Source organism: Pseudidiomarina terrestris, assembly GCF_030466375.1.
GTDB classification, from domain to species: domain Bacteria; phylum Pseudomonadota; class Gammaproteobacteria; order Enterobacterales; family Alteromonadaceae; genus Pseudidiomarina; species Pseudidiomarina terrestris.
The window spans coordinates 111,006-137,847 of the sequence record NZ_JAGGJE010000004.1; the positions used below are offsets into that span (position 1 = coordinate 111,006).

At 52.2% G+C, this 26,842-nt stretch carries 23 protein-coding genes; 8 read left to right on the forward strand and 15 right to left on the reverse strand.

Annotated features, from left to right (window positions below; translation table 11 throughout):
• Position 1 precedes the first annotated feature (1 nt).
• The gene (gene dxs, locus J6J28_RS10020) at positions 2 to 1,900 is read left to right on the forward strand and encodes a 1-deoxy-D-xylulose-5-phosphate synthase (protein ID WP_301721476.1); all 1,899 of its coding nucleotides are present in this window, start codon (positions 2 to 4) and stop codon (positions 1,898 to 1,900) included.
• Here the strand turns inward: dxs and J6J28_RS10025 are convergent.
• From J6J28_RS10025 to yajC, 10 genes are all read right to left on the reverse strand, one after another.
• Positions 1,862 to 2,377: a phosphatidylglycerophosphatase A family protein gene (locus J6J28_RS10025; protein ID WP_301721477.1), complete on the reverse strand. Its 516-nt coding sequence runs from the start codon at positions 2,375 to 2,377 to the stop codon at positions 1,862 to 1,864. The genes dxs and J6J28_RS10025 overlap by 39 nt on opposite strands.
• Complete coding sequence (gene thiL / locus J6J28_RS10030; RefSeq protein ID WP_301721478.1) at positions 2,361 to 3,335, reverse strand: thiamine-phosphate kinase; 975 nt, start codon at positions 3,333 to 3,335, stop codon at positions 2,361 to 2,363. The genes J6J28_RS10025 and thiL overlap by 17 nt, the downstream gene beginning before the upstream one ends.
• 11 nt (positions 3,336 to 3,346) lie before the next feature.
• Positions 3,347 to 3,766 carry a transcription antitermination factor NusB gene (gene nusB / locus J6J28_RS10035; protein ID WP_301721479.1) on the reverse strand — a complete coding sequence of 140 codons (420 nt, stop codon included), beginning with the start codon at positions 3,764 to 3,766 and terminating at the stop codon, positions 3,347 to 3,349.
• Positions 3,767 to 3,777: 11 nt separating this feature from the next.
• The gene (ribH, locus tag J6J28_RS10040; RefSeq protein ID WP_301721480.1) at positions 3,778 to 4,242 is read right to left on the reverse strand and encodes a 6,7-dimethyl-8-ribityllumazine synthase; all 465 of its coding nucleotides are present in this window, start codon (positions 4,240 to 4,242) and stop codon (positions 3,778 to 3,780) included.
• Between the two features lie 50 nt (positions 4,243 to 4,292).
• The gene (locus J6J28_RS10045) at positions 4,293 to 4,811 is read right to left on the reverse strand and encodes a lysophospholipid acyltransferase family protein (protein WP_301721481.1); all 519 of its coding nucleotides are present in this window, start codon (positions 4,809 to 4,811) and stop codon (positions 4,293 to 4,295) included.
• A 79-nt stretch (positions 4,812 to 4,890) separates the two neighbouring features.
• Complete coding sequence (locus J6J28_RS10050; protein ID WP_301721482.1) at positions 4,891 to 5,769, reverse strand: DUF3014 domain-containing protein; 879 nt, start codon at positions 5,767 to 5,769, stop codon at positions 4,891 to 4,893.
• 18 nt (positions 5,770 to 5,787) lie between these two features.
• A complete protein-coding gene (gene yaaA, locus J6J28_RS10055; protein ID WP_301721624.1) occupies positions 5,788 to 6,567 on the reverse strand; it encodes a peroxide stress protein YaaA in 780 nt (259 codons plus the stop codon).
• Between the two features lie 37 nt (positions 6,568 to 6,604).
• On the reverse strand, positions 6,605 to 7,552 hold the full coding sequence (gene secF, locus J6J28_RS10060; RefSeq protein ID WP_301721483.1) for a protein translocase subunit SecF: 948 nt from the start codon (positions 7,550 to 7,552) through the stop codon (positions 6,605 to 6,607).
• Between the two features lie 8 nt (positions 7,553 to 7,560).
• Entirely contained in the window at positions 7,561 to 9,408 is a 1,848-nt protein-coding gene (gene secD / locus J6J28_RS10065) for a protein translocase subunit SecD (protein ID WP_301721484.1), read from the reverse strand.
• Positions 9,409 to 9,426: 18 nt separating this feature from the next.
• Positions 9,427 to 9,762, reverse strand: a complete 336-nt coding sequence (gene yajC, locus J6J28_RS10070; protein WP_301721485.1) for a preprotein translocase subunit YajC — start codon at positions 9,760 to 9,762, stop codon at positions 9,427 to 9,429.
• A 219-nt stretch (positions 9,763 to 9,981) separates the two neighbouring features.
• Between yajC and J6J28_RS10075 the strand changes: the two genes are divergently transcribed.
• Both J6J28_RS10075 and J6J28_RS10080 read left to right on the forward strand, forming a co-directional pair.
• Positions 9,982 to 10,602 carry a trimeric intracellular cation channel family protein gene (locus tag J6J28_RS10075; protein WP_301721625.1) on the forward strand — a complete coding sequence of 207 codons (621 nt, stop codon included), beginning with the start codon at positions 9,982 to 9,984 and terminating at the stop codon, positions 10,600 to 10,602.
• Complete coding sequence (locus tag J6J28_RS10080) at positions 10,557 to 13,982, forward strand: hybrid sensor histidine kinase/response regulator (RefSeq protein WP_301721486.1); 3,426 nt, start codon at positions 10,557 to 10,559, stop codon at positions 13,980 to 13,982. Before J6J28_RS10075 ends, J6J28_RS10080 begins: the two co-directional genes overlap by 46 nt.
• On the opposite strand, the gene J6J28_RS10085 is transcribed toward J6J28_RS10080, so the two are convergent.
• Positions 13,960 to 14,658, reverse strand: coding sequence for a response regulator (locus J6J28_RS10085; protein ID WP_301721487.1), 699 nt, complete (start codon positions 14,656 to 14,658; stop codon positions 13,960 to 13,962). The genes J6J28_RS10080 and J6J28_RS10085 overlap by 23 nt on opposite strands.
• Positions 14,659 to 14,728: 70 nt before the next feature.
• A complete protein-coding gene (locus tag J6J28_RS10090; protein WP_301721489.1) occupies positions 14,729 to 16,996 on the reverse strand; it encodes a TonB-dependent receptor in 2,268 nt (755 codons plus the stop codon).
• A 215-nt stretch (positions 16,997 to 17,211) separates the two neighbouring features.
• Between J6J28_RS10090 and J6J28_RS10095 the strand changes: the two genes are divergently transcribed.
• Genes J6J28_RS10095 through J6J28_RS10105 form a run of 3 tightly spaced genes read left to right on the forward strand, consistent with a single transcriptional unit; the run spans position 17,212 to position 21,399 of the window.
• A complete protein-coding gene (locus J6J28_RS10095; RefSeq protein ID WP_301721490.1) occupies positions 17,212 to 18,507 on the forward strand; it encodes a GntP family permease in 1,296 nt (431 codons plus the stop codon).
• A gap of 15 nt (positions 18,508 to 18,522) precedes the next feature.
• Positions 18,523 to 20,196, forward strand: coding sequence for a long-chain fatty acid--CoA ligase (locus tag J6J28_RS10100; protein WP_301721491.1), 1,674 nt, complete (start codon positions 18,523 to 18,525; stop codon positions 20,194 to 20,196).
• Between the two features lie 12 nt (positions 20,197 to 20,208).
• Positions 20,209 to 21,399 (forward strand): E22 family MetX-like putative esterase, encoded by a 1,191-nt coding sequence (locus tag J6J28_RS10105; protein WP_301721492.1) that lies wholly within the window; start codon positions 20,209 to 20,211, stop codon positions 21,397 to 21,399.
• Positions 21,400 to 21,426: 27 nt separating this feature from the next.
• Here the strand turns inward: J6J28_RS10105 and J6J28_RS10110 are convergent, their stop codons facing one another.
• Both J6J28_RS10110 and J6J28_RS10115 read right to left on the reverse strand, forming a co-directional pair.
• Positions 21,427 to 23,202, reverse strand: coding sequence for a TIGR03545 family protein (locus tag J6J28_RS10110; protein WP_301721495.1), 1,776 nt, complete (start codon positions 23,200 to 23,202; stop codon positions 21,427 to 21,429).
• 5 nt (positions 23,203 to 23,207) lie between these two features.
• Complete coding sequence (locus J6J28_RS10115) at positions 23,208 to 23,714, reverse strand: TIGR03546 family protein (protein WP_301721496.1); 507 nt, start codon at positions 23,712 to 23,714, stop codon at positions 23,208 to 23,210.
• A 156-nt stretch (positions 23,715 to 23,870) separates the two neighbouring features.
• On the opposite strand from J6J28_RS10115, the gene J6J28_RS10120 reads away from it, so the two are divergent.
• Together J6J28_RS10120 and J6J28_RS10125 are read left to right on the forward strand one after the other, a co-directional pair.
• A complete protein-coding gene (locus tag J6J28_RS10120; protein WP_301721497.1) occupies positions 23,871 to 25,337 on the forward strand; it encodes a RimK family protein in 1,467 nt (488 codons plus the stop codon).
• Entirely contained in the window at positions 25,337 to 25,795 is a 459-nt protein-coding gene (locus J6J28_RS10125) for a GNAT family N-acetyltransferase (RefSeq protein ID WP_301721498.1), read from the forward strand. The genes J6J28_RS10120 and J6J28_RS10125 overlap by 1 nt, the downstream gene beginning before the upstream one ends.
• On the opposite strand, the gene J6J28_RS10130 is transcribed toward J6J28_RS10125, so the two are convergent.
• Positions 25,788 to 26,831 carry a cysteine synthase A gene (locus J6J28_RS10130; protein WP_301721499.1) on the reverse strand — a complete coding sequence of 348 codons (1,044 nt, stop codon included), beginning with the start codon at positions 26,829 to 26,831 and terminating at the stop codon, positions 25,788 to 25,790. The two genes, J6J28_RS10125 and J6J28_RS10130, sit on opposite strands and share 8 nt — an antisense overlap.
• Between the last annotated feature and the right edge of the window lie 11 nt (positions 26,832 to 26,842).

Consider the following 26,842-nt stretch of genomic DNA (forward strand, 5'->3'; position numbering starts at 1 on the left):
CATGACATCTTCGTCTCGTTCATCTCACGATGCTTATCCGTTGCTTGACGGTATCGACAATCCAGCGGATTTGCGCACCTTGTATGAACGTCAGTTACCACAGCTATGTGCTGAAGTCCGTGAGTTTTTACTCAGCTCGGTCAGTCGCAGCAGTGGCCACCTCGCATCTGGACTGGGTACGGTCGAACTGACCGTTGCCTTGCATTACGTATACGCCACGCCATATGACCAATTGGTCTGGGACGTCGGCCATCAGGCCTACCCGCATAAAATCCTGACGGGGCGTAAGCATCAGTTGCACACGATTCGACAAAAAGATGGGCTGCATCCGTTCCCATGGCGCCCCGAGAGTGAGTACGACACCCTGAGTGTGGGTCACTCCAGTACCTCAATCAGTGCCGCTTTAGGTATGGCCATCGCCGCCGAACGCGAGCGCTCTGAAAAGAAAGTCGTGGCGATTATCGGTGATGGCGCAATGACTGCCGGTATGGCGTTCGAGGCGCTCAATCATGCCGGTGATATTAAGCCTGATATGCTGGTGATTCTGAACGACAATGATATGTCGATTTCTGAAAACGTTGGTGCCTTGAATAACCATCTGGCACGCGTGCTGTCGGGCCGGTTTTATACTTCATTGCGCGAGAGCAGCAAGAAGCTGCTGCAAGGCATGCCGGGTATCCAGCACCTTGCCAGCCGCGCAGAAGAGCACATGAAAGGTATGGTCGCTCCAGGCACCATCTTTGAGGAGCTGGGCTTTAATTACATTGGTCCGATCGATGGCCATGACGTCAATCTACTGGTGTCGACGTTACGCAATATGCGCCATCTGAAAGGCCCGCAATTCCTGCACATAGTGACCCGCAAAGGCAAAGGTTACGAGCCTGCAGAAAAAGATCCTATTGGCTATCATGGCGTGCCAAAATTTGATCCAGCCACGACCTCCTTACCCACGAAAAAAGCGGCAACGCCTTCGTACTCAAAGGTATTCGGCGACTGGCTCTGTGAAATGGCCAGCCAGGATGACAAGTTGATGGCCGTCACCCCGGCAATGCGCGAAGGCTCTGGTATGGTCGAGTTTTCCCAGCGCTTTCCGAAACAGTATTTTGACGTTGCTATCGCTGAACAGCACGCCGTAACTTTTGGCGCTGGTTTAGCCATAGGCGGCTATCATCCGGTGGTCGCTATCTACTCAACCTTCTTACAGCGCGGATACGACCAACTCATTCACGATGTTGCGCTGCAAAGTTTACCGGTGCTTTTTGCCATCGACAGGGCCGGAATTGTCGGTGCTGATGGACCCACCCACCAAGGCGCATTCGATCTCAGCTACTTGCGCTGCATTCCCAACCTGGTGGTGATGGCGCCAAGCGATGAAAATGAATGTCGTAACATGCTGTATACCGGCCATAAGTTACAACAACCTGCTGCCGTGCGTTACCCGCGGGGTAATGGTACCGGGTGCAGCATCGACAGCGATCTGCAAGCACTGCCCATCGGCAAAGGTCGGATCCTGCGCGAAGCCAGCAGCGAAGCAGCCGCGCCCAGAATTGCGATATTAAGCTTTGGGACTGTACTAAACGACGTCCTGCCCTGTGCCGAGACGCTTGATGCTACAGTGGCCGATATGCGTTTCGTGAAGCCGCTTGATGAAGACTTGATTCGCAACCTCGCCGAACGTCATGCCCTGCTCATCACGGTGGAAGACAATGTGGTTGCGGGTGGCGCTGGAAGTGGTGTCGGTGAGTATCTGCATGCGCAGGGCATCAGCACTCCATTGCTGCAAATTGGCCTGCCCGATGACTTTATAAAGCACGGCAGTCAGGACGAAGTGCGCGCTGAGCTTGGTTTAGATGCGCAAGGGCTAGAGCAGCGTATTCGTGAGCGCATAGCCAGCATGTAAAAGGACACAGCTGACGATGCCAGCAAGGATATCGTCAGCCATGATGCCCAACCCGCCTTTTAGCTTTTTATCGCACCAGCCGATCGGGCCAGGTTTATAAATATCAAAAAAGCGAAACAGCAGAAAAGCCAGCAACAGGTTCAGTGCTGTTGCCGGTAAAAAGCTCATGGCCAGCAGATAACCGGCAATCTCATCCAGTACTATCGCCGGGTGATCATGCACACCTAAAGCGTCCGCTGTAATACGACACATGGCAATGCCCAGACCACTGACCAATACGGCGATCGCAAGGTACAGCCAGGGATCTAACCCTTGCATCAGCATTACCAGCGGCACCGTAACTAAGGTACCAAAGGTTCCGGGCGCTTTTGGCGCCAGACCACTGCCAAAGCCCAGCGAAAAGAAATGCACCGGGTGAGCCAGTTGTTTCCAGCCCGGCTTGCGCAGCCTGGCTTTACTGTTAGCCGAAGTGGTCATATCCGCCCTTTTCATCTGCGCCTTGCCAGGGCTCTTCATTGCGCTCCAGACGCAGTTTATTGGCTTCACTGGTAATACGCCCGATACAGGTAGGTTTAGCGGGATGGCGGGCCAACACGGTATCAAAAACACCACGCCGGCTTTCTGGCACGGTGAAGCACAGTTCGTAATCATCACCGCTATGCAGCGCGTAACGAATTGCATCTTCGCCGGTGACGGATTCGGTCAGTGCCAGACTCAATGGCAGTTCGTCCACGTCGACACGAGCACCGACATTCGAGGCTTGCAAAATGTGACCCAAATCAGCCTTCAGCCCGTCTGAGATATCAATAGCGCTGGAAGCGATGTCGCGCAGTGCCTGGCCAAGAGCCACCCGGGGAGATGGGAAGTAGAGTCGTTCGAGCACGCGGCGGTAATGACTGTCAGAAATTTGCACTTTGCGTTGCTGGGCCGCGAGCGCAAGTCCAGCATCGCCGATACTGCCACTGACGTAAATCCAGTCGCCGGGTTTAGCACCATCACGACGCAACGCCGTGCCTTGAGGTACAAAACCGTGGGCCGTGACGGTCAGTGTCAGGGGGCCCTTGGTGGTGTCACCGCCAATCAGATGGCAATCGTAGTAGTCACAGATCTCGCGCAAGCCATGGCTAAAACCTTCCAACCACTCCTGATCCATTTCAGGTAAGGTCAGGGCCAGCGACAGCCACGCCGGTTCGGCGCCCATGGCGGCAAGATCACTTAAATTGACCGCAGCAACCTTATGGCCAACGGCACGGGCAGGCATTTGCTCATCAAAATGCACCCCAGAGACCATGGTATCGGTTGCAATGATGAGTTCAGAATCACTGGGTAGCGTAAGAATGGCAGCGTCGTCGCCAACCCCTTTCACCACATCGTCGCGCTTCGGCCAACGATGGGTGAAATAGGTATCGATCAGATCAAACTCGCCAAAGGCCATGATGCGATTCGTTATCTGCGGCTAGGGCGCAGACTATCAATGGCTTTATCAAGCACGCCATTGACGAACCGGTGGCTTTCGTCGGCACCAAAAGATTTTGCCAGCTCGATCGCTTCGTTAATTGCCACTTTGTAAGGCACGTCCTGGCGCTCGCGCAGCTCAAATGCGGCGAGGCGAAGGACCGCTCGCTCGACGTGGTCAAGCTCTGCCAGAGGACGGTCGAGAAACGGCGATAAAGCTTCGTCTAAGGTTTTGACCTGTCCCGCAACACCACGTACCAGCGCCAGAAAGTAATCAACATCGACCTTATTCGTATCGTTATCAGTGAGAAACTGAGCTTCGATATCGCTCATGCTGTTTTCACTAAGTTGCCATGAATAAATGGCTTGTACTGCAAGCTTACGCGCTTTACGACGTGCAGCTGGTTTCATAGTTATTCCTCTTAAAGCTGCTCAAGCACATTGACCATTTCAAGCGCGCTTAAAGCTGCTTCTGAGCCTTTATTACCGGCTTTAGTGCCGCTACGCTCAATGGCTTGCTCGATGGTATCTGTGGTGATCACGCCATTTGCTACAGGGATATCAAACTCATGCATGACCCGGCTCAGGCCGCTATTGCATTCGCCTGCAACGAAATCAAAATGTGGTGTGCCACCGCGGATCACGGCGCCGATAGCGATGATTGCGTCATAGTTACCCGACGCTGCCAGACGGCGAGCGACCAGTGGTAATTCGTACGCACCCGGAGCTTTAACGACGGTGATAGCATCGTCAGCAACCTGGCCGTAGTGTTTAAGTGTTGTCACAGCGCCATCAAGCAGGCTGTCGACAACGAAATGATTAAATCTGGAAACCACCAGAGCAAACTTTTTCCCTGGCGCAGCGATGCCGGCTTCGATTACGTTCATGATTGCATCCTTATAAAGAAATCGGCGCGATAATAGCACAAATTTTATTTTCAGGCATGCTGAGGATTTTTACCTACAGCATGGCTTACAGCCTGTTTAACACGAAGCAATTCGTCATCAATGTCGCCCTCAATCATCATCGGCGGCTGAATATCGATAACTTTACGGCTGAAATCCATTGCCACAGGTATCACAGGTACCTGCGCGGCTTTAGCGATATGCACAAAACCTTTCTTCCACTCTGATACTTTTTTACGGGTGCCCTCTGGCGCTAACGCCAGGATAAGCTCATGCCGTTGCTCAAATTCTTCCACCATTTGCCCGACAACGCCCTGCGCGGCACTACGATCGATTGGAATACCTCCAAGCCACCGCAAAATACCATTCACAGGGAAACGAAAAATGGTGTGTTTGCCTAAAAACGATAAGTTCAGACCTAACGCCAGCATGACAAATACGCCGACAAAAAAATCCCAGTTTGAGGTGTGAGGTGCGACTGGAATAATGGCTTGGCGGGTCTCTGGAAGTTCACCTTCAATACGCCACCCGCCAAGCATACGCATGCCCATGCGCCCGATCCACCTACTGAAGCGGTTGCCCCGCCTGGGTAAAGGGGCATGCAGATGCGCTGGAATTAAAGCCTTCGCATCAGTCATTTTGCAGCGCTGTACGCAACGCATCGAGTTTAAGTTTGACGCGACGCATGTTGTCCGGGCCTAAGCGCAACATCTGTTTCTGCGCATCCGGCAGAGCTTCCAGGGCAGGATCAGCATAGCGATACATGACACTGTAATCATTCAGTTCAATCACAGTTCCAACCGACGGTGTTGCCATTAGCATGTCGATGGCATCCAGCAACACCCGATCGGGTGCGGTATCCGGATAACCAATCTCGGCCAGTGCTTCTTGTACCAGCGGCTGGTAGCGATCCAACATATCCGTTAAGACATCAACATCGAGACTGACAAACCAGTCAACCACGGGGTTGTAGCGATCATAGGAGCGCGGATCAATGTAGATCTTGTCCTCTTGCTCGAGTACCCGAAAACGTCCTTTGGGGCCTTCGACAATTGCCGCATCACTGACCACCACACCATTGCGAATATTGTCCACAAAAACCACAGCATCACGAATCAACTGTTCGCTTTCGATAGGTTCGACTGGCTGCTCTGCCGCTTCCAGGCGCGCGATAATTTCATCCGTGCTTTCGGTTAGACTTGGCAATTCTGGCTCAGGAGCACGTTCTGCAGCTTCCATCTCTTTTGAATCTCTTTGCTCAGGCTCACCAAGTTCTACCGTCGCGGCAGGTTCACTTATCAGGTCTTCGCTTGACTCAGTTTCGGTTGCTGTTGGTTCTGCCGGCAGCGCCACTTCAACAGGCTGAGGGCTGCTTGATTGCCGCGGCTGTTGATCTTGCAGCAAGTACCAGATCACCACCACCGCGAGCACGATGACAACGAGCACCGCCATTATTAACTTGCCCTTACCGTTCGGTTGCGGTTGGTAGTTGGGATCGCGATCAATCATATCAGCTCCTAAGTTGGTTTACTGGTCTCGCTCAGCACGCTGGAAAACCAATTCCGTTTCCGTTGATTGCTCAGCATTAAAACGATAACCATTGGCATTAAACTGCTTCAGCCCGGCGACGCTATCAATCGCTTCTTTCATGATAAAGCGAGCCATTGCGCCACGAGCTTTCTTGGCCCAAAAACTGATCACCTTGTATTGACCATTTTTCTCATCTTTGAAAACCGGTGTAATAACCTTGGCGTTCAGGTTTTTGGGGACCACACTTGAGAAATACTCATTCGAAGCCAGATTCACCAGGACGTCGCTGTCAATCGCAGCTAAATCTTCATTGAGCATGTCAGTAATGGTATTGCCCCAGAACTCATAAAGATTCTTACCGCGTGCGGTATCCAGCTTAGTTCCCATCTCCAGCCGGTACGGCTGCATCAGATCAAGTGGTCTCAGTACTCCATATAGACCTGACAGAATGCGCAAATGTTCCTGCGCGAATGCAATTGTTTCGGCAGACATTTTCTCTGCCTGCAATCCAGTATAGACGTCACCATCAAAAGCGAACACTGCCTGGCGAGAATTATCGGGATTGAACGGTTGATGCCATTCACTAAAGCGCGCGGCATTCAGACCCGCCAGCTTATCGCTAATCTTCATCAGCGAACCCAGTTCCTGAGGCGACAATGACTGGCAACGATCGACCAGCTCTTGCGCGCGATCAAGCAGGCGCGGTTGACTGTACTCATCCGTTGGTAACGGACTTTCGTAATCGAGGTTTTTAGCCGGCGATAGTACAACTAACATCATCCGTTCTCCTGTAATTTTTTATTAAGCGAACCGGTTAGGGCATTGGATCCAAATCTTCGCCTTCTTTCTCTACTTCTGGCGGCATCAGGTCTTCACGGCTTACACCCAGTGCCAGTGCTAACGAGCTGGCGATATAGATTGATGAGTAAGTACCGATAAACACACCAAACAGCAATGCCGTTGCGAATCCATGAATCAGTGCGCCACCGAGAAAGAATAGCGCGAGCAGTACCAGCACTGTTGTCAATGACGTGATGACCGTACGGCTCATGGTGATGGTTAAGGCACCATTGATGATTTCCTCAGGTGTGCCTTTGCGGAATTTACGGAAGTTCTCCCGGATCCGATCGCTCACCACCACGGTATCGTTGATGGAGTAACCAATAACCGCCAGCAATGCAGCCAGTACCGTCAGGTCAAATTCCAGCCCCAGAATTGAGAACAAACCCAAGGTCAGAATGACGTCATGCGCCAAAGCTCCGACAGCCCCAAGTGCCAAACGCCATTCAAAGCGGAAGGCGATGTAGACCAAAATACAAATCAGCGCTGTCAGCATGGCCAGCCCACCCTGCTCAGTCAACTGATCACCGACGTTAGGGCCAACAAATTCAATGCGACGCATGGTGACTTCGTCGTCCGTCGATGCTCGTAACAGGCTGAGAATGTTATCGCCAACTTCCTGAGCTTTAACGTCTTCCTGAGGCTCAATTCGGATCAGCACATCTTGCTGGGTACCAAAGTTTTGCACTACGGCACCGCTGAAGCCATTGGCATCCAGCGTGGTCCGAATCTCGCTCAGGTTCGCTTCCCGCTCATACCCTACTTCAATGACAGTACCGCCGGTAAAGTCGAGACCCCAGTTCAGTTGGTTCACCGCCAGTGAGGCAATGGAGGCCAGCAGTAACACACCGCTTAATACCCAGGCGACCATGCGAAAACGCATGAACGGAATGGTTTTCTCTGTTTTTATTAACTCTTGCATGTGGCCTCCTAAACCGACAACTTCTCAATGCGCTTGCCACCCCAGATGGCATTCACCACCGCACGGGTACCAACAATCGAAGTAAACATTGAGGTCACAATACCGATTGCGAGTGTGACCGCGAATCCTTTAATCGGACCCGTTCCAATCGCAAACAAGATAATCGCTGCTATCAACGTCGTAACGTTGGCATCAGCAATGGTTGATAATGCGCTGTCATAACCGTGATGGATCGCCTGTTGCGGGCTGCGTTTGGCTTTGATCTCTTCGCGTATTCGCTCGAAGATAAGCACATTCGCATCCACGGCCATACCTACTGTCAGGACGATACCTGCCATACCTGGCAAGGTCAGGGTGGCGCCCGGAATCATCGACATCACACCGACAATTAATACCAGATTGGTGGCCAGTGCGAGGTTGGCAACCATGCCAAACTTCCTGTAGTACATCACCATAAAGGCCAACACCAGCACAAAGCCCCAGATAATGGCCTGCATACCCATGTCGATATTTTCCTGGCCTAAACTCGGCCCTACGGTACGCTCTTCAACAATTTGAATCGGTGCAATCAGCGCGCCCGCACGTAGCAACAGCGCGAGGTTTTGTGCTTCTTGCACTGAATCGAGACCCGTAATCCGGAAACTGCTGCCCAAACGTGCCTGAATGGTCGCCACGTTAATGACTTCTTCTTTGCGCTCGAAGATGATGTTGTCTTCCTGATCACGCTCACCCGTCGCTTTAAACTCGATAAACAAAGTCGCCATAGGCTGGCCGACATTATCACGGGTCGCCAGTGACATTTTTTCGCCACCGGTACCATCGAGGCTGATATTCACCTGCGGCCGTTGATTCTCATCAAAACCAGAGCTGGCGTTGACGATATGGTCCCCGGTAAGAATCACATCTTCTTTCAGCAGCACGTTGCCGCCGTTGCGGTTCGGATAAAGCTCAGAGCCAAAAGGTACCCGACCAATTTCGGCTTCACGGACACTGTTCTCGTTATCAACAAGACGGAATTCCAACGTGGCCGTGGCCCCCAGAATTTCTTTCGCCCGTGCAGTGTCCTGCACCCCTGGTAGTTGTACCACAATCCGGTCGGCGCCCTGGCGCTGCACCAAAGGCTCAGCCACACCCAGTTCGTTTACACGGTTACGCAAGATAGTTACGTTTTGCGAAATCGCGTAATCTTTGGTTTCCTGCACCTTAGTGTCGGTCATCCGCAGCGTCAGTTTGCGCGCGGCTTCATCTTCCAACAAGGTGTAACCGTCATAAAGACCATCAAGATAACTTTCTGCCGCCTGATAGTCCTCTGCCGTACGCAGGGTGACGATAATGCTATTACCGCTGCGTTCGACGCCGGTATAACGAATCCGCTCATCGCGCAATTCAGTTCGCACCGTATCGCGCATCTGCCCGAGGATTTTGCGCATGGCTTCGTTCATGTCCACTTCCATCAGGAAATGCACCCCGCCACGTAAATCCAGACCAAGCTTCATCGGAGTCGCGCCTAACGCCGCCAGCCAGTCCGGCGTTGCCGGGGCCAGGTTCAGTGCGACCACATAGTTGGTGCCTAATTCATTCAGAATTGCCTGACGCGCCTGCAGTTGCTCGCTATCCGACGAAAGTCGAATCAACAGCTGATCGTCTTCCATCACAATCGACTTGGGCGTGATATCCAGGTCAGCCAGCGTATCTTCAACACGGCCCATGACCTGTGTATCAACGCTGGTGGTGCGCGTTGCCGATACCTGAACCGCGAAGTCTTCACCATAGAGATTCGGTAAAGCGTACACTGCGGCGATCAGCAAAATGCCGACCACCATCAGGTTTTTCCAGAGCGGAAACTTGTTTAACACGTTAAATCCTTATCTCTATTACAGAGATTTCATGGTTCCTTTTGGCAGAACCGCGGTTACCGCTGATTTCTGCACAGTCACTTCCACACTCTCAGCGAGTGCGATAACCATAAAGTCTTTATCTTCACTGATTTTAGTGATGCGACCTACCATGCCACCGTTCATCAGTACTTCGTCGCCTTTGCTAATGCCAGCGATAAGTTCTTTATGTTGCTTGACGCGTTTTGCTTGCGGACGGTAAATCATGAAATAGAAAATCAAACCGAACATGACCAGCATGAAAATCAATTCCATACCGCCACCTTGTTGCGCTGCGCCGTCTTGTGCGTGAGCCGTACCGATTAAAAAGTCCATAAATCCCTCTGTCTTATCGAGTTAGTTTGAATAGCATTGAGATGGGGTTGTTCTGCTTGCAAACAAGCCCTCTCAGGTTTTTTTTAGAAAATTGTTCCGCATTCTAACGAATTTAACAGTGAATGGGGAGAGATGTTGCAACACAGATCGCTAGGCTTCTGTAACAATCCATGCCAAACTGGCCCCATTACAAGAAAAAAACGTCTGTTTACCATGGCTATAGAGACATTCTTCTACTGGTTTGATCATCTCGGAGTTGCTGTTTTTGCAATCTCCGGCACCTTACTCGCATTCCGTAAAAATATGGATGGCTTTGGTGTCGTCGTGCTCGCCTCGGTCACAGCTATAGGTGGCGGCACCGTTCGCGACTTAATCCTTGATTTGCCAGTCTTCTGGGCCCATGACCCAACCTATATCTATACCATTTTAGTGGCCGCTTTCGGTACTATTTTATGGTTGCGCCTGCGTGACTATATTCATCAGAAAACCTTACTCATCGCCGATGCTTTTGGGGTTTCCTTTTTTACCGTGATGGGCGCACAAAAAGCTCTTGAAGCCGATTACCCGGCAGTGGTCTGTGTCGTTATGGGAACCATTACAGCCTGTTTTGGCGGCATGCTGCGTGATGTCCTCGCACGGGACATTCCCATGGTGCTAAAAAGCGAGCTCTACGCCACCACCTGCATCGTCGGTGCCAGTGTGTATGTCTTGCTCGCGCCCTATACCGCGCTCACCGCACTCCTGGTTGGCGGTTTAGTGACCTTGTTGCTACGACTCGGTGCGATCCGTTGGCAATGGTCACTGACCGTGTTCCAGGAACATGGCGACGGGCATCGTTAACCATGTTGAGTACCGGTGTTGCCATTTTACTGGCCGTCGCCTATATCGCCATTCTTTACAGCATCGCTTATCGCGGTGAGCGTAAACCGCCCAATCAAATCAAACCCTACCGTTATGCATTGGCCCAAGGCATTCACTGCACCACCTGGGCCTTCTATGGCACCATAACTCAGTCGGCTTATTATGGCTGGTCGGTCGCGCCCACCTATATTGGTGCCATGCTGGTGTTTTTGTTTGCCCATCGCATACAACTGCGCTTGCTACATGTGTGTAAACAGCAAAACCTGACCTCTATCGCCGATGTGATTAGCCACAGGTATGGTAAATCTCCTACTTTGGCGCTAGCTGTTGCGGTCATCGCTTTGGTTGGAATTGTACCTTATATTTCATTGCAACTGCGTGCGGTCACAGGCAGTTTTGCCGCAGTCACCGGGCTGGCAGACCAACCCTTACCGTGGTTTGGTGACGTCGCAGCGCTGGTCGCACTTGCCATGATGATGTTCGCGATATTGTTTGGCACCCGCCGCATGAGTCTGGCTGAACAGCACTCGGGACTTATGGATGCGGTTGCGTTTGAATCCGTGGTGAAGCTCTTGGCCTTCATGGGAGTGGGGCTCTACGTCAGTTACAGTCTTTTTGACGGTGTTGCTGACGTGTTCTTGCAAGCGGCGCAGTCAGCTGAAGTCAGCAGCCTGTTGCAAGGGCGTCCATCAGGAGGCTTTGTCTATGTCACCCATATCCTGCTGGGCGCTATTTCAATGTTCTGTCTGCCGCGACAGTTTCATGTCATCTACATCGAAAACACTGACCCCGAAGAGCTGCGGACAGCACGCTGGGCATTTCCGCTGTACTTGTTTGCCATCAACCTGTTTATTCTGCCCATTGCGCTGGCCGGCATGCTGCTGGTGCCAGAGGCAGCGCAATCCGACACTTTTATGATCACCATTCTGCTGCAAGCAGATAATCCGTGGATCACCACCGTCGCTTTTATCGGTGGTCTGGCATCCGCGACCAGTATGGTCATTATCGCCACTTTGGCGCTGAGTATCATGATGTCGAACGATGTGGTGATGCCTTTCTGGCTGCGCGCCACCAAACGCCGACTGCGTAATGTAACCTTTACTCCGCGACGCATTCTGCGGATTCGGCGCACGACCATTGCCGGCATTATTGTTTTGGCCTTCGGTTTTCATAAACTCACTGAAACCAGTCTGCCACTGGTTAATGCTGGTTTGTTGTCGCTGGCCCTGCTGGCACAGCTGGCCCCGGCACTGCTTGGCGGGTTGGTCTGGCAGCGCGGTAATAAGAAAGGCGCGAGTATAGGGATTGCCGTAGGTACCATACTTTGGCTGTGGCTGCTGTTTTTCCCTTCCGTGCAGCTCAACCGCGGTCTGACTGACAGCGAGCTTAGCGCTGGGGTGCTGCTGAGCCTTGGTCTGAATCTGTTGATTTATGTGCTCACCTCCTGGCTCAGCAAGGCCAACGTCACCGAACAACAGCAACATCGGTTGTTTACCGATCCGACTGGTGGCCACCCCGAGCTTTATCAGCATCAACCGATTTCCTGGGGCCGCTTACGACAGTTGCTGGCACGCTTTTTCGATTCCATTGAACTGGAGCGTCTCAACGAGCGCGTCAAACATGACTTGACCAGCGCTCCCGCGGATGAACTTGTACCCGGCTCGCTGCTCGCGCGTGTCGAGCGCGAACTATCAGCGGTGATAGGAAGTGCTGCCAGCCGTATTTTACTCGATACCGTCACCCAGCAGCCCTCAGTGCCCATTTCTCAAGTCGTCACCTGGGCGACTGAAGCATCACAACTCTATAAATTTAATCGCGAGTTGCTGCAGGCCTCAGTAGAAAATATCCCGCAGGGTATCAGCGTGATCGACCAGGACCTGCGCCTGGTGGCCTGGAACCATAGGTACGTCGAAGTCTTTCAGTATCCGCCGGGCTTTTTACATGCAGGTATGCCGGTCGCCGATCTGCTGCGCTATAACGCAGAGCGCGGACTGATTCAGGCAGAAGATAGCAATGCCATCAGCGACGAAGTGGAAAAGCGCCTGAATTACCTTCGGCTCGGCAGTGCCTACCGCTATCAGCGCCAGCAGGGCGAGCATGTGATTGAGTTACAGGGCGCGCCTATGCCAGGTGGTGGCTTTGTGACCACCTATACCGATATTACCGAGCTGGTGCAGGCGCAACGCGCGTTAGAGCGGATCAACGCAGAACTGGAACAACGGGTTGCCGATCGCACCGCGCAGCTGCTTGATGCCAAACAAGCGGAGGAGCGTGCGCACCAGAGTAAAACCCGCTTTTTTGCCGCCGTCAGCCACGACCTGATGCAGCCCTTTAACGCCGCCACGCTATTTTGCGACATGCTGACCCAGCGCCTGAAGGGTGAAGAGTCGAAGCTCGCGCAGCAGATTCAACAGTCCCTCGATAACGCGGAAGAATTACTGACCATGTTGCTGGAGATGACGCGGCTGGAGGCAGGAAATCTGCCAGTGAATAAGCAGATTGTCTCCCTCCATGACATTATTCAGCCGATTGTCGACAACCAGAAAATTATTGCTGCGGAAAAGTCCGTCGCGGTGCACTACGTCCCCTCCCGTTTGCAACTGACGACCGATCGCAAAATGATTGGCCGAATTGTTCAGAACTTACTGTCGAATGCGGTGCGCTATACCGACAGCGGCAAGGTGCTCATCGGTGTCCGCCGACGCGGCAATACTGCACAACTCAAAGTCATGGATACCGGCCGCGGTATTCCCAGCGATCAGCGTGACAAGATCTTTCGCGAGTTTCATCAGGTGAATCAGACCGGCGACAACCCGGGGATTGGCCTTGGCTTAGCCATTGTCGATCGCATGTGTCGCCTGCTTGGCATTCCGTTATCACTGGAGTCACATGTCGATCGAGGAACGACCTTCACTTTGACCTTCCACGATGTGACCTGGCAGCCGCAGCTCGCAAAGGCCAAGCCTGCCACCCGCACAGATGCCGAGCAGTTCTTAAAAGGATGTCATGTCTGGTTACTTGATAATGACGCCAGCGTACTGCAGGCCATGGATCAGCTCTTCCAAAGCTGGGGCGCGAAGGTAACCACAGCAACGCACCGCGAACAGCTGCCTTGGCAGGCAACACCGCCCGATCTTGCCGTGTTTGATTACCATCTGGATGACAGTGATACCGGAATCGAAGTCCTTAAAGCGGTGCGTGCACACTTCGCGCTGGAGAAACTTCCGGCCATTATAAATTCCGCCGATCCGGACGAGACCGTGCGTGAAGAAGTGATCGCTGAGCACGCGCTGTTTGCCTCAAAACCGATCAAAATTGCAGCTCTGAAGAGGTTAATCAAACGTCTGTTGCGGCGTTAAGATCCGGAGAGTTCAGCATTTGTTTGAAGACGATTCCGGCTTGCGTCCGGTTGATCACATTTAGCTTCCGTAAAATCGCAGAAACATGCTGCTTGATCGTTGTTTCCTGCACATTGAGCTCAAACGCAATCTGCTTATTCAGAAGACCGTCAGCGAGACACTCAAGCACCCGAAATTGTTGTGGGGTGAGTTGTTCCAGGCGCTGCGCAAAATCGACATGCTCAGTGGGTAATTCTGCCTCAACGGCATCGCGAAGATGCTCAGGCAACCAGGTATCCCCGGCCAGCACTGCATGCACCGCCTGCTGAAGCTCAGCTAAGGGCATTGACTTGGGAATATAAGCACTCGCACCAAAAGCCATCGCCTGACGAATGGTCGCCACTTGCTCGTTAGCCGAAACAATCACTACCAGAATATCCGGATAGCGGCTGCGCAACGAGGTGAGACCGGTTAGGCCGCGATTTCCGGGCATGGTGAGGTCGAGTAAGATCAGTTCAATTTGGGGTTCGCTGCGGATCAATTCGCTCAACTGTTCAAACGAGGCAGCTTCCAGAATAGGTGTATCAAGAGTTTCAGTAAGTGCCTGACGAAGCGCCGCACGAAAAAGAGGATGGTCATCTGCGATAATAGCGCGCGCCATGTGTGAACCTGATTGGCTTGAAACTGATGTGCTCATGCTAGCGCGTCCACAGAAAAAAGTCAGTGGTTACCCGCATAAAATACGGGCAACCACCAATTCACCAGGGTTAAAACTTATAACCCACGCTCAGGGAGAACGTACGAGGGTCGCCGTAGTAACCAACAACGGCGTCATCGCCAAAGGTTGGGCCGAAGTTATAGCCACCAACACGATATTCTTCGTCAGTCAGGTTCTTGCCATGTAAACCAACGTTCCATTGACCGTTAGCCGAGTACCAGACCACACTGGTGTTCAGTAAGCCGTAGCTCTCCTGATCCAGTGGTGACGGAGCTTCAAACATTTGCGTATCGTCACGGAACGCGTAGTTCGCAGACCAGACCACTTGGCCGGCTTCCATTTCAAACGTCTGGTTGAAGCCGACGTTGTAGGTCAGTTCAGGCGTATTCTGGAACGACCAGGCATCGGTCACATCGGTGGTTTCACCCGTTGCTGGCTCCTGATAAACAACAGAGTCGAACTCAGCGTCGATGTAACCCAACATAGCAGTCACGTTTAAGCTATCCGTTGCCGCAAATACCGTTTCAACTTCGAAGCCTTTTACCGTAGATTCACCGGCATTCAGGACCTGTGACGAAATTCCCGACTCAACTACACGTTGCACAGTAACCTGCATATCCTGGTAATCAGAGTAGAATACCGCGCTGTTCAAGCGCATACGGCCATCGAGTAACTCTGATTTCATACCAAATTCGAAGGTATCGACAATCTCAGGATCGTAAGGCTCATCAATGGTGGGGTTCAGCGACTTATCACCGCGCATATCAACACCGCCAGACTTAAAGCCGTTGCTGTAGCTGGCATAAACCATCACATCGTCGTTCACATCGTAATTAAGCGCAACGTGCGGGGAGAAACGACTCCAGTCGCCTTGCGAATTGAAGTTCGAATTGATGCTGAACGGCTGGCCAAAGGTAGCAATTACTTCATTTGGATCGTATGGCGTGTCCAAGCCAGCACGGTTGATGTAGTGCACACCCAGATACGTGTAACGGAAGACATCGGCTTCTTTTTCATCGCTGGTGTAACGACCACCGATGGTTAACGTCAGATCGTCGGTCATGCGGTAGTCGCCCTGTCCGTAGACAGCGAAACTTTCCGTCTGCACACACCCGCCGTTATCAACGGTAACGCCACCGAAGGCTGCCAGGTACATTGGCAAGACTGTACCAAACACACCACATGCTTCACCGTCGTAGTAGTAAACACCACCGACGAAGTCGAAGTTGTTGTTGTTGGTGTAGCTTAACTGGAATTCCTGAGTAAACTGCTCGTCTTCGTAGATCGCAGGAACCATGAAGATAGGTTCACCGGTTGCGTTAAAGTCGATGTTGGTATCGGTATAACCTTCGCGGCTTGCGGTAACTGATTTAAAGTCCCACTCAGCGTTAATATCCCAGTTCAGAACCAAAGACGCGCCTTCAGTTTCCACCAGGTTATCCACTGGCATGGCGGTATTTGAATCGTAAACATCTTCATAAGGTTCCTGACCGGTAACGCCACTGGTCAACAGACGATGGGCCCCTTTTGAGTTCGACTCATCTTCTGTTTTATCGTAAGAAAACTTCACATCGACTGTATCGCTGACCAGCCATTTGGCCGATAACCGGTAGGTTAAAAGATCTTTATTGTAGTTCTCTTCACCGGTGTTCACGTATTCACCGAAGCCATCACGTTGTAGTGAAGCAACTGCACCACCAACGAAGAAATTGTCTGCTAAGGCGGTTTGGCCTGAGATTTTAATATCACGCTGGTTGTAACTGCCAACGGTGCCTTGTAACGACAGTTCGTTGTAGCCGGTAAGCTCTTTGGTCACATACTTCAGCGCACCACCAATGGTGTTTTTGCCGTACAAGGTGCCCTGCGGTCCACGCAATACTTCGATACGCTCGAGATCAAAAACCTCTAACACTGCGCCTTGGGGACGAGCGACGTAGACATCATCAATGTAGACACCAACACCAGGTTCGAAGCCCCATAAAGGATCCTGCTGACCGACACCACGAATGTAAGCGGTCAGGGTGGAGTTCGTGCCGCGGCTGACCTGAATGGTGGCGTTTGGAATCCGTTGCTGAAGTTCAGTGATGTCTTCGACACCAAGTTCTTCAAGATCGCCAGCGCCAAACGAAGTGACTGAGACCGGCACGTTCTGCAGACTCTCTGTCTTGCGGCGTGCGGTAACTTCAATACGCTCTAATTTGCTGTTTGCTGCTGCTTGTTCTTCCTGCTCATCCTGCGCTTGCGCATATGCCGGCAAACTCACAACGGATGCGATAGCCAGCGCTACTAATGAGTGACGAAACTTGGGTTGACTCATGATGTCATTCTCCCGGTTACTGTTATTGTTGTCTTGTTATAAAAAGTGCGTGTGACGGCACGTTATTTGTTATGGCACAGTTACCCTAGCGCAAAGTCTCGAGTTTGTATTCTGTACGTTAGTACTATGTAATTTTCACACGGTCTCACGCATGATGATGCCATCTCACCGAATAGTGAACTCGAGCCGATATAATAACTACAACGAGGTAATGCATGTTAAGCATGATTGGATTAGTCGGCGGCTTAGTACTACTCATTGTACTGACGCTGCGCGGCATGAACTTATTTATTAGTGCGCCTTTGTGCGCCGTGGTGGTTGCCCTCACCAGCGGTGTCCCTCTGTTTCAGGGTGAGGTGAATTTCGTTAACGCTTACATGGACGGTTTCGCCAGCTTTGTTGCCAACTGGTTCTTCATGTTCTTACTCGGCTCACTCTTTGGTAAATTCATGGAAGACACCGGGGCCGCCGACAGTGTAGCCCACTGGATCATCGGCAAGCTGGGCAAAAAACAAGCGGTACTGGCAGTCGTGCTGGCCTGCGCCATTCTTACCTATGGTGGCGTCAGTGTCTTCGTGGTGGCGTTTTCCGTTTATCCAATGGCCTTGTCTTTGTTTAAAGATGCTGACCTGCCCCGCCGCTTTATTCCCGCGGCACTGGCTTTCGGCTCAGTTACCTTCACTATGACGTCGGCAGGCTCACCTGAAATCCAGAACTGGATTCCGATTCAGTATCTGGGGACCTCACCTTACGCAGCCTGGGAAGTGTCCATTGTGGTCGCGGTGATCATGTTTATCATCGGCTACTGGTGGCTGACCAAAATGATTAAAGCCGCAGTTTCGCGCGGTGAAACCTTCCAGCAGCGCGAAAGTGATCCACAACTGATTGAACGCAAACTGCCATCGCCGTTTAGCGGGCTGATACCACTTATCGTAGTGCTGTCGTTAAGTTTCTTATTCCACGAAGATCTGAAACAGAATGCGCTGATTATTGCTTTGAGTGGCGGCGTACTGGCCATTGCTATTATTAACTTTAAGTACTTCCAGAATATGTCGCGGGCTGTCGGTGAGGCTTCCACAGGTGCGCTGATTGCTATCGGCAACACCTCAGCCGTGGTCGGTTTTGGCAGTATTGCTAAGGTCACCCCGGCCTTCGCTGAAGCAGTGACCTTTATGACCAACCTGCCCGGTAACGAGCTGGTGGGCGCAGCCGTCGCGGTTAGCGTGATTGCCGGCCTGACCGGTTCTGCCTCAGGCGGCCAGGCAATCGCATTGCCGGAAATTGGCCCGCACTACATGGATCAGGGCGTCAATCCAGATCAGCTGCACCGTATTGTCGCGATTTCGTCGGGTGCGCTGGACTCGCTACCGCATAATGGCTACGTGGTCACGACCATTCGCGCGATTTGTAATGAAACGCACCAAGCCGCTTACTGGCCGGTCGCAGCAGTCACCGTGGTGGTCCCCTTTATCGGCCTGAGCATTGCCATCGCTTTATTTAACCTGTTTTAAGCCAAGGCTGTAATTATGTTTGAAACAACACAACATCAGGCGCCGCAACTTGCAGGCGCCATGCAAGCAAGCCAGTTATTGATTATTGATTTGCTGCGCCATGGCGTGCGTCGCCATCCAACTCAGGAAATTGTGAGCCGTCGTATTGAAGGCGATATTCATCGTTACACGTATACCGACTGTTACCAGCGCACCTGTCAGCTTGCCCACAGCTTAACCAAGTTTGGCGTTAAGCCCGGCGAACGTGTCGCTACACTCGCCTGGAACACCTATCGGCATCTGGAACTCTATTATGCGGTCAGTGGCATTGGCGCAGTTTTGCATACGGTCAACCCACGCCTGATTGCCGACCAGATCGAATGGATTTTAAATGACGCCAACGCAACCTGGCTGTTCGTTGATGCATGCTTTGCCGAGCTTGCCGCTGCAGTGGTCAATCAGGTTCCTCAGCTCAAGGGTGTGATCGTACTGGCTGATGATTGCCAGCAACCTGAGCTGGCCGAGTGCCAGGCGCAACTCTATGCGTACGAGTCGTTACTCGAGGATTTACCCGGCGAGTTCAGCTGGCCTGCACTGCATGAGGATAGCGCGGCACTGCTCTGCTATACCTCAGGTACAACCGGTAACCCCAAGGGCGTGTTAAGCTCGCAGCGGGCCATGGTCCTGCATGCGCAGGCAACGGTCAGCGCCGAGCTACTGGATTTGCGCGCCAACACCGTACTGATGCCGATGGTCGCTATGTATCATGCGGGAGCCTGGGGCGCGCCCTACGCTGCTCCATTGGCGGGCTGTAAACTGGTGCTGCCTGGTATGGGTATGAGCGGCGCGGCGATGTACGAACTGATAGCAACGGAGAACGTCACCGTGGGACTGGGTGTTCCCACCATCTGGTTAACCCTGCATAATTACCTCAACGAGACAACGTCCAGCGTGCCAACGCTGGAGCGCGTTTGTGTCGGCGGGGCTGCATCTCCACTGGGCCTTGTGAAAGCGTTCGATGAGGATTACGACGTCTACTGGCAACCTATCTGGGGCATGACCGAGACTGGCCCGTTAACCTGTTCTGCTCCACCTGAACCGAGTCTTATGGCATTACCAAAAGCGCAGCGGTATCGGATCCAGACCACTGCCGGACGCGCTTGCTTTGGTGTCGACATGGAGATCGTTAATGCTGACGGTGAAGCACTGCCACACGATGGCGAAACCAGCGGCGAATTACGCGTGCGCGGTCCCTGGATCGCGAATAGTTATTATCAGCGCAACGACCCGGAAACTTTCGCCGACGGCTGGTTAGCTACTGGCGACATCGCCGTCATCGATCCGCAAGGCTACATGAAGGTTGTGGATCGTAAAAAGGATGTCATCAAAAGCGGCGGCGAATGGATTAGCTCTCTTGATATTGAAAACATCTGTAGCCAGCATCCGGCGGTAAACGAAAGCTGCGTCATTGGCGTAAAACATCCGAAATGGGATGAACGCCCGTTGCTACTGGTGGTACCGAATAAAGGCGCCAGCGTTGATAAAGCCATGCTGTATGAATTCCTGCAGGGTAAAATCGCAAAATGGTGGACACCTGATGATATTTTGATTGTTGCCGAACTGCCACATACTGGCACCGGTAAACTGGTAAAAAACGAATTGCGCAAGCAGTATGAAAATTACTTACTTGAGCAATCATCTGACGCATAACGGGAGCCTGCTATGCAACGTACTATGATTTTCATTGTTAGCTTATTCACACTGCTGCTGAGTTATGGATGCCACGCGCAGACCGAAACCGAGCCGATGCTGGTGGAGAAAAACTCTTTCACCTTTGCCGACTACACCACGTTAGGCGGTGAAGTCATTCCCGAAGTGACGATTGGCTGGGAAAGCTACGGCGAGCTCAATGCCGACAAAGACAATGTAATTCTGATCACGCACTTCTTCTCTGGAAACAGCCACGCCGCAGGTAAATACGCCGCCGATGACGTGCTGCCGGGCTACTGGGACGCGATTATCGGTCCCGGCAAAGCCATTGATACCAATAAGTATTTTGTAATCAGCTCCGACACTCTGGTTAATGCTTTTCCGCATGACCCAAATGTTATCACCACTGGTCCAGCCTCGATTAATCCAGCTACCGGCAAGCCCTACGGTCTGGATTTTCCGGTGGTGACCATCCGTGATTTTGTCAACGTACAGTATGAGCTATTGCAAAGTATGGGCATTACTAAGCTGCATGCTGTAGTCGGCGCCTCCATGGGCTCGCTACAGGCTCTGGAGTGGTCGATTGCTTATCCGGATAAGGTCGAGCGCATGGTTTCAGTGATCGGTGCGGGTGCCATGGATGCCTGGACCATTATGGCACTTGAGCACTGGGCCCGCCCGATCCGCCACGACCCGAACTGGAACAATGGTGATTACTACGATGGTGAAGCTCCTTTAACAGGCATCACCAGCACTCTGGCCATGATTACTCAACAAGCCATGCACCCGGTCATCATGAACTTACGCGCACCTAAGCCTGAAGTTCTCCCGCAAGCCGCGCTGGAAAGCGTCACCAACAGTACTCCTGTGCTTGACTACCTGTTTGCCAGCAGCGCCACCCGGGCGCCCCTTGCGGATGGTAATCACCTGCTTTACCTGGTGCGGGCCAATCAGCTGTTTGTCGCAGGGCACAACAATGATCTGGCCAGCGGCCTTGCTAAAGTGAAAGCGAAAACCCTGTTTTTGCCAGCGACGAATGATCTGTTGTTGCAGCCGTACCTCGCCAAACAGGCGGTCACTGAGCTGGAACGCCAGGGCAAAGCGCCGCAATACGAGGAAATTGAGGGTGTATGGGGACACCTGGACGGTCTGTTCAGTATTCCTAGCAAAGCCGCAACACTGAAAGCTTTTATCGAAGAATAAGCGTACAGCGCCACACCCGCTGGGGAACTAGCCGTTCCCCAGCAATCCTTTAAGTTTATCTTTTACTTTATCTTCAAGCTGATTCTGTAACTTCATTTCCAGCATTTCCTGCAGCCGTGCTTCGCGATTTTCTGCATCAGTCAGTAAACTTGTCAGCTGCGTCAGCTCTTCCTGATACTCCCCAACAAAGCCATCTGACTGTGATGTCAGACGCTGGCGAAGATTTGCCAGCTCACCCTTAGCGGCGTCTTTAGCAGCGGCCTGTAATGCCTGGCCAAGCTGTCGGTCAAGATCAGATGACAAACTGAAATCGGGGTTCATCAGCTCGCCTTTCAGGTCGGCGTTAATATCTAGTCGCTGCAGGCTCTCCAAAGCTTTGGCGATCACCGCCGCCCACTGATTCTCAGCACTGGCCTCGATCACCATGTCGGCCAGGCGCAGCGTTGCATTGCCGTCAAACTGACTGTTGCGTAAAGCGACATTCCCTTCACTATCCAGTAGCGCCGACAAAATGCTCGCCGCTAACTCGCTACGCTCACTTAATGCCGTGCGGGCCAGGTTTACCCCTTGTACTCGCCATTCCTGACGGGCATCAAATCCGGCCTCAGTCAGGGCCAGTTCGCCATTGAGCTGCAATGATGACCAGAGCGCGTTGTTTTCGCCACGGGCACGGAAGGTGGTCGGTTGACCCAGTTGCTGGTGCTGATGGGTGATATTGGCCCAGTCAACATCCAGCACCGTAGGCCCTATTGCGAATTCAGTACGTGCTTTTTTAATCAGAAAATCCGGTGGCGCATCGCTACCAGTGAAGGAAAACCAAATACCTTCGCCGCGCGGAGGTTGCAGCGCGGTTTCATCCGCGGAGCGCATTAACATAGGCGCCAGTTGTTCATAAGCAAGCAGCATATAGTCGGCCCAACGCCGAGCCTGTTCGCCAAAAAGTACGGTTGTTATCTCGCTCAACCCCTGGCTATTCATCTGCAAAAGCTCGCCGACCCGGTCTAAATCGCGTTGGGGCGCCGCTTTCACTTTTTCCATTTGCGTCTTTAATTCAGCCGCAGCAGTTGAAGCAATTTCTTTAAACTCCTGCAGCGCCTGCCGGTCGGCTGCAAATTTTTCTTTCAACTCGGCAAACTTTTCTTTTCTCTCCTGCAACTGAACGGGGGTCTCAATTTTGCCCTCAGTGAGCGCTTTTAACTCGGCTTCATAGGTTGCGATACGCTCTTTGCTTGGCAGCTTATCCATGACCGCTTTAACGCGCTCTTGTTGCTGCTCAAAGCTTGTTTTTGCCTCAGCGACGGCTGCTGGTGTGCGCAAGTCAACACGGGCCATGACCTCATCGACCGAGGGCATCGACAACTGAAGCTTATCCATGCCTTCGCCGAACCATCCTCCGACCTGCTCTTTACTTGGCAGTTGATAAACCTCACCGGTGGTTTCCCGGGGAGTATGAACACGAATGCCTGTGCTGACCACATCTTCAAAATGGAAACGGCCCATAAGCAGCTGCTCCCAGCTTAATTCTCCGCGCACATCTCCCACGGCAACCCGGTTAAAATCAGGCTGCAAAGGATCCGTCACCTGAATGCCAGAGAGCTCGACCGTAAGTGGAACCCACTGATGCTCGACCCGTTCAATATTCACCTCAGCGCCGTTGAGTGTGCCCAGCGTCCGCTCCAGCGACCATTTTAAAATAGTATCGAGCAGCAACCAGGAAAAAGCTGCAATCAGCCCGACAATAACGAGAAAAGCGACCAGTCCTGGCCAGCGAAACGCACTACGGCGAACAGTATGCTGTTCCATGCTTGTTACCCTCTCAAGTTCGAATAAACGGCCCAGAATCGATTGGCTTTAAGTGCCTGAACGATTTTCAGTTTGTTAAACCAGACCTGGATGCGACGTCGATATTGCGTCACCAGCCAAAAGCTCAGGATCGCAAGTATAGGTGCAAAAGCGAGACTAATGACCAGACTGCCTAACGTGATGGTATGGTGAAATTGCACAACCCGCCAAAAGGCAGAATCGTACATGCCCTGCCATACCGGCTGCCAGCTCTCAGCGGAAAGTATCGCGAAGCCGACCTGATGGAAAACAGGGTCCAGTAAAAAGGCCAGTCCGGAACAAATCACAAAGCTGAGAATAAACCCAGAGAGATTGACGCGGAACAATAAAGCTATCAGCAAAATCACCAGGTTATGCACTCGCCATAACGGAGTGAATCCCATAATCATGCCAAGCACGAAGGCGATTGCCAGTGCCCAGGCACCGGATTCTGAGTTCAAAGCACGAAGCAATCGCGCGAGTAACGTGAGCATGTAAACTCTCCTAAATAAGTGAACCCATTGAATTAGTTAAGGATAGCTTACTTGGTTTGTTGTGCTACCCTTTTTTATTGAGCATAAAATAAAATTTTACTTGTGTTTTCGTAAATTTAGCCGTAAATATGCGCGCAATTCTAATGCGGAGTTACTATGCAGAACGCAGCCCTGATTATTCTTGATTCCATTGCCGACTGGCAGCCCTATTACCCCAGTCAGTCCATCATTTCTGCCAGCGATTACCTGCTGGAGCAGGACGCAAAAGCGCGCGCACAAATTCTCAATTTGTGTGGTGACCTGAGCTATTTGTCGACCGGTTACTACGTCAGCTTATTGGCTGAAGCGCGAGGTCAGCGGGTGCTGCCCTCGGTCTCCACGATCAACGATCTGGCTAACTTCTCGCATTACCAGTTATTGCTACCCGCCAGCACCGACAAACAGATCAGTCGTTATCTGACGCAGCAAACCGAAAGCCAGCGCCAGCGTGTTCTCATTTGCTTTGGCCAGACTCAGGATCCTTTGCTGGCCAGCTTTGCACGCCAGATCTTTGACCGTTACCCCTGCCCAATTTTGTGGGTTGAGTTCAGCTATCAGGGGCGCTGGTTTATTCATAACCTGATCGCTGGCAATTTGGCCGAGCTGACGGACGAGCAGCAGACCTTTTTTGGCGATAGTCTGGACAGCTTTAGCAAGCGCGTCTGGCGTAAAGCGCGCGCGAAAAAAGAGTATCGTTACGATTTGGCGATTCTGCATGATCCGGAAGAGCCCATTCCGACCAGTGATAAAAAAGCCCTGCAGAAGTTTATCAAAGCCGCTAAAGAGGCTGATATCGATGCTGAACTGATCACTGCAGATGACTACAACCGTCTGCTGGAATTCGACGCGCTCTTTATTCGTGAGACGACTCGCATCAGCCATTACACCTATCACTTTGCCAAAAAAGCCGAAGCGAACGGCATGGTGGTGATTGACGCGCCACACTCGATTTTACAATGTGCGAATAAAGTCTTTTTGAAGGAACTGCTCGATAAGCACCGTATTCCGACGCCTCGTACAGAACTTATTCTCAGTCAGCAGGACATCGACTATGAAGCCATAGGTGAGCGTTTAGGCTATCCCGTGGTGCTGAAGATTCCTGATGGCTCGTTCTCCATCGGCGTCGAAAAAGCTGAGTCCATTGATGAGTTAAAAAGTATTGCCGCTGATTTGTTTAAGACTTCTACCATACTACTGGCACAGGAGTTTGTGCGTACGGAGTTCGACTGGCGTATTGGTATTTTGAATAACCGGGCCATTTACGCCTGTAAATACTATATGGCGCGTAATCACTGGCAGATCTATAACCATGCCAGTGCGACCAGTCGCAGCAAATCAGGTGGCTTTGAAACAGTTGGCATCCATCAGGTGCCAAAGGATGTGGTGAAAACCGCGTTGCAGGCGACCCGGTTGATTGGCGATGGTTTGTATGGCGTCGATATGAAGTTAACGGCACAGGGGCCAGTGATCATCGAGATCAACGATAATCCATCGATTGATGCAGGGGTGGAAGACTTACTTCTCGGTGATGAGCTCTATCACATTATCATGCGTGATTTTGCGAGGCGGTTAGACGAAAAATAATGGCCAGCTCGATTCGTCCTGCAGAACTATCTGACGTTAACGCTCTGGTTGCACTTGAAGCTGCAACCTTTGATTACAGCCAATTGGGCAAGCGCAGTTTCCAGCGCTTGCTGAAAGCTGAGTCCGCCCACATCTTTGTCTTTACAACACCAGCCGCGCCAGCACAGGTGCTGGGCTACAGCCTGCTATTGACCCGCAAAAACAGTCGCGTCTGGCGCCTGTACTCCATTGCTGTAGCGGCGCAGGCTCGCGGGCAAGGCGTCGGCCGGCAGTTGCTTGAACACGCCATGAGCTATGCACAAACACAGGGCGCTAAAGGACTATCGCTGGAAGTTAAGGTGGACAACACAGCGGCGATCGAACTTTATCGCCGCTATGATTTTGAGGTGGTCGACCTGCTTCCGGACTATTATCCCGGGCATGCCGACGGCTATCGCATGCGTTTGAGTTTTACTTAGCCGCGTACCAGACCCGTTCACCCATTTCGCGGTAACGGGCGACCATCTCCCTGGCGGGTTCAGCAGCAAGCTCTACACCGCGCTCACGCAAATAGTTCTCGTTGTAGAGTTTACTGGCTGAGCGCTCACCTAGGTCGCAGGCAAAGGTAACGATGGTTTTGCCTGGCCCATGCAGAGCTGCTGCCTGCAATGCTCCGGCAAGATTCAGCGCTGAACTGCTACCCAAGACCAGACCGTCATGATCCCGAACATAGCGCGACAGCGCGTAGAGATCCTGATCTGGCAAATTCACCGCGGCGTCGATGCGAGCCTGCTTGAAATTCTCGACCAGACGCATGATACCGATCCCTTCGGTAAAGGAGCCGCCAGTGGCAACATACTCACCGTCTTTCAAAAAGCTGTAAATGCCGGAACCATCTGGGTCCGTCAACCACACCTGAACGTCTTCATTACGCTCTTTCAGATACATCGATGAGCCAGCAATGGTACCGCCGGTGCCGGCGACCGACACCAAAATGTCGATGCTACCCTCGGTTTGCTGCCAGATCTCCGGCCCAGTTCCCAAATAATGAGCGCGGGCGTTGCTGGTATTTTCGAACTGGTTTGCCCACCAGTAATCATCGCGACTTTCGGCCAGTCGCCTGGCGGTGTGATAAAAATGGTTGTCATTGCGAAACGGCACCGGATCAACAGTTTTACATTGCGCCCCATGCAGGCGGATCATGCGCTCTTTCTCCGGCGACTGATCATTCGGCATGACTGCCAGCATCTGTAAACCCAGGGACCGCGCCACCAGTGCCAAACCGATACCAGTATTCCCCGCAGTGCCTTCAACTACGGTCATGCCGGGCTCCAGCTCACCACTGTCGAGAGCATCTTTTATCATCTGATAAGATGCACGATCCTTGATAGAGCCTCCGGGATTCTGTGACTCCAACTTCATCCAGATATCACAACCGGTCAGCTCCGACAGCGAGCGGACACGAATCATGTCCGTCTGGCCAATCAAATCTGTCGGACGTTGTGCGTTGCGCATAACCAACTCCT

Excerpts from the sequence above, each read along its gene's own strand:
- J6J28_RS10110 (WP_301721495.1), bottom strand. The coding sequence starts at position 23,202 with ATGGAACAGCATACTGTTCGCCGTAGTGCGTTTCGCTGGCCAGGACTG.
- thiL (WP_301721478.1), bottom strand. The coding sequence starts at position 3,335 with ATGGCCTTTGGCGAGTTTGATCTGATCGATACCTATTTCACCCATCGT.
- J6J28_RS10045 (WP_301721481.1), bottom strand. The coding sequence starts at position 4,811 with ATGGGCATGCGTATGCTTGGCGGGTGGCGTATTGAAGGTGAACTTCCA.
- J6J28_RS10050 (WP_301721482.1), bottom strand. The coding sequence starts at position 5,769 with ATGATTGATCGCGATCCCAACTACCAACCGCAACCGAACGGTAAGGGC.
- secF (WP_301721483.1), bottom strand. The coding sequence starts at position 7,552 with ATGCAAGAGTTAATAAAAACAGAGAAAACCATTCCGTTCATGCGTTTT.
- J6J28_RS10125 (WP_301721498.1), top strand. The coding sequence starts at position 25,337 with ATGGCCAGCTCGATTCGTCCTGCAGAACTATCTGACGTTAACGCTCTG.
- J6J28_RS10080 (WP_301721486.1), top strand. The coding sequence starts at position 10,557 with ATGGTCACTGACCGTGTTCCAGGAACATGGCGACGGGCATCGTTAACC.
- J6J28_RS10095 (WP_301721490.1), top strand. The coding sequence starts at position 17,212 with ATGTTAAGCATGATTGGATTAGTCGGCGGCTTAGTACTACTCATTGTA.
- J6J28_RS10130 (WP_301721499.1), bottom strand. The coding sequence starts at position 26,831 with ATGCGCAACGCACAACGTCCGACAGATTTGATTGGCCAGACGGACATG.
- ribH (WP_301721480.1), bottom strand. The coding sequence starts at position 4,242 with ATGAACGTAATCGAAGCCGGCATCGCTGCGCCAGGGAAAAAGTTTGCT.
- J6J28_RS10105 (WP_301721492.1), top strand. The coding sequence starts at position 20,209 with ATGCAACGTACTATGATTTTCATTGTTAGCTTATTCACACTGCTGCTG.
- J6J28_RS10100 (WP_301721491.1), top strand. The coding sequence starts at position 18,523 with ATGTTTGAAACAACACAACATCAGGCGCCGCAACTTGCAGGCGCCATG.
- yaaA (WP_301721624.1), bottom strand. The coding sequence starts at position 6,567 with ATGTTAGTTGTACTATCGCCGGCTAAAAACCTCGATTACGAAAGTCCG.
- J6J28_RS10085 (WP_301721487.1), bottom strand. The coding sequence starts at position 14,658 with ATGAGCACATCAGTTTCAAGCCAATCAGGTTCACACATGGCGCGCGCT.
- J6J28_RS10120 (WP_301721497.1), top strand. The coding sequence starts at position 23,871 with ATGCAGAACGCAGCCCTGATTATTCTTGATTCCATTGCCGACTGGCAG.
- nusB (WP_301721479.1), bottom strand. The coding sequence starts at position 3,766 with ATGAAACCAGCTGCACGTCGTAAAGCGCGTAAGCTTGCAGTACAAGCC.
- yajC (WP_301721485.1), bottom strand. The coding sequence starts at position 9,762 with ATGGACTTTTTAATCGGTACGGCTCACGCACAAGACGGCGCAGCGCAA.
- J6J28_RS10090 (WP_301721489.1), bottom strand. The coding sequence starts at position 16,996 with ATGAGTCAACCCAAGTTTCGTCACTCATTAGTAGCGCTGGCTATCGCA.
- J6J28_RS10025 (WP_301721477.1), bottom strand. The coding sequence starts at position 2,377 with ATGACCACTTCGGCTAACAGTAAAGCCAGGCTGCGCAAGCCGGGCTGG.
- dxs (WP_301721476.1), top strand. The coding sequence starts at position 2 with ATGACATCTTCGTCTCGTTCATCTCACGATGCTTATCCGTTGCTTGAC.
- J6J28_RS10115 (WP_301721496.1), bottom strand. The coding sequence starts at position 23,714 with ATGCTCACGTTACTCGCGCGATTGCTTCGTGCTTTGAACTCAGAATCC.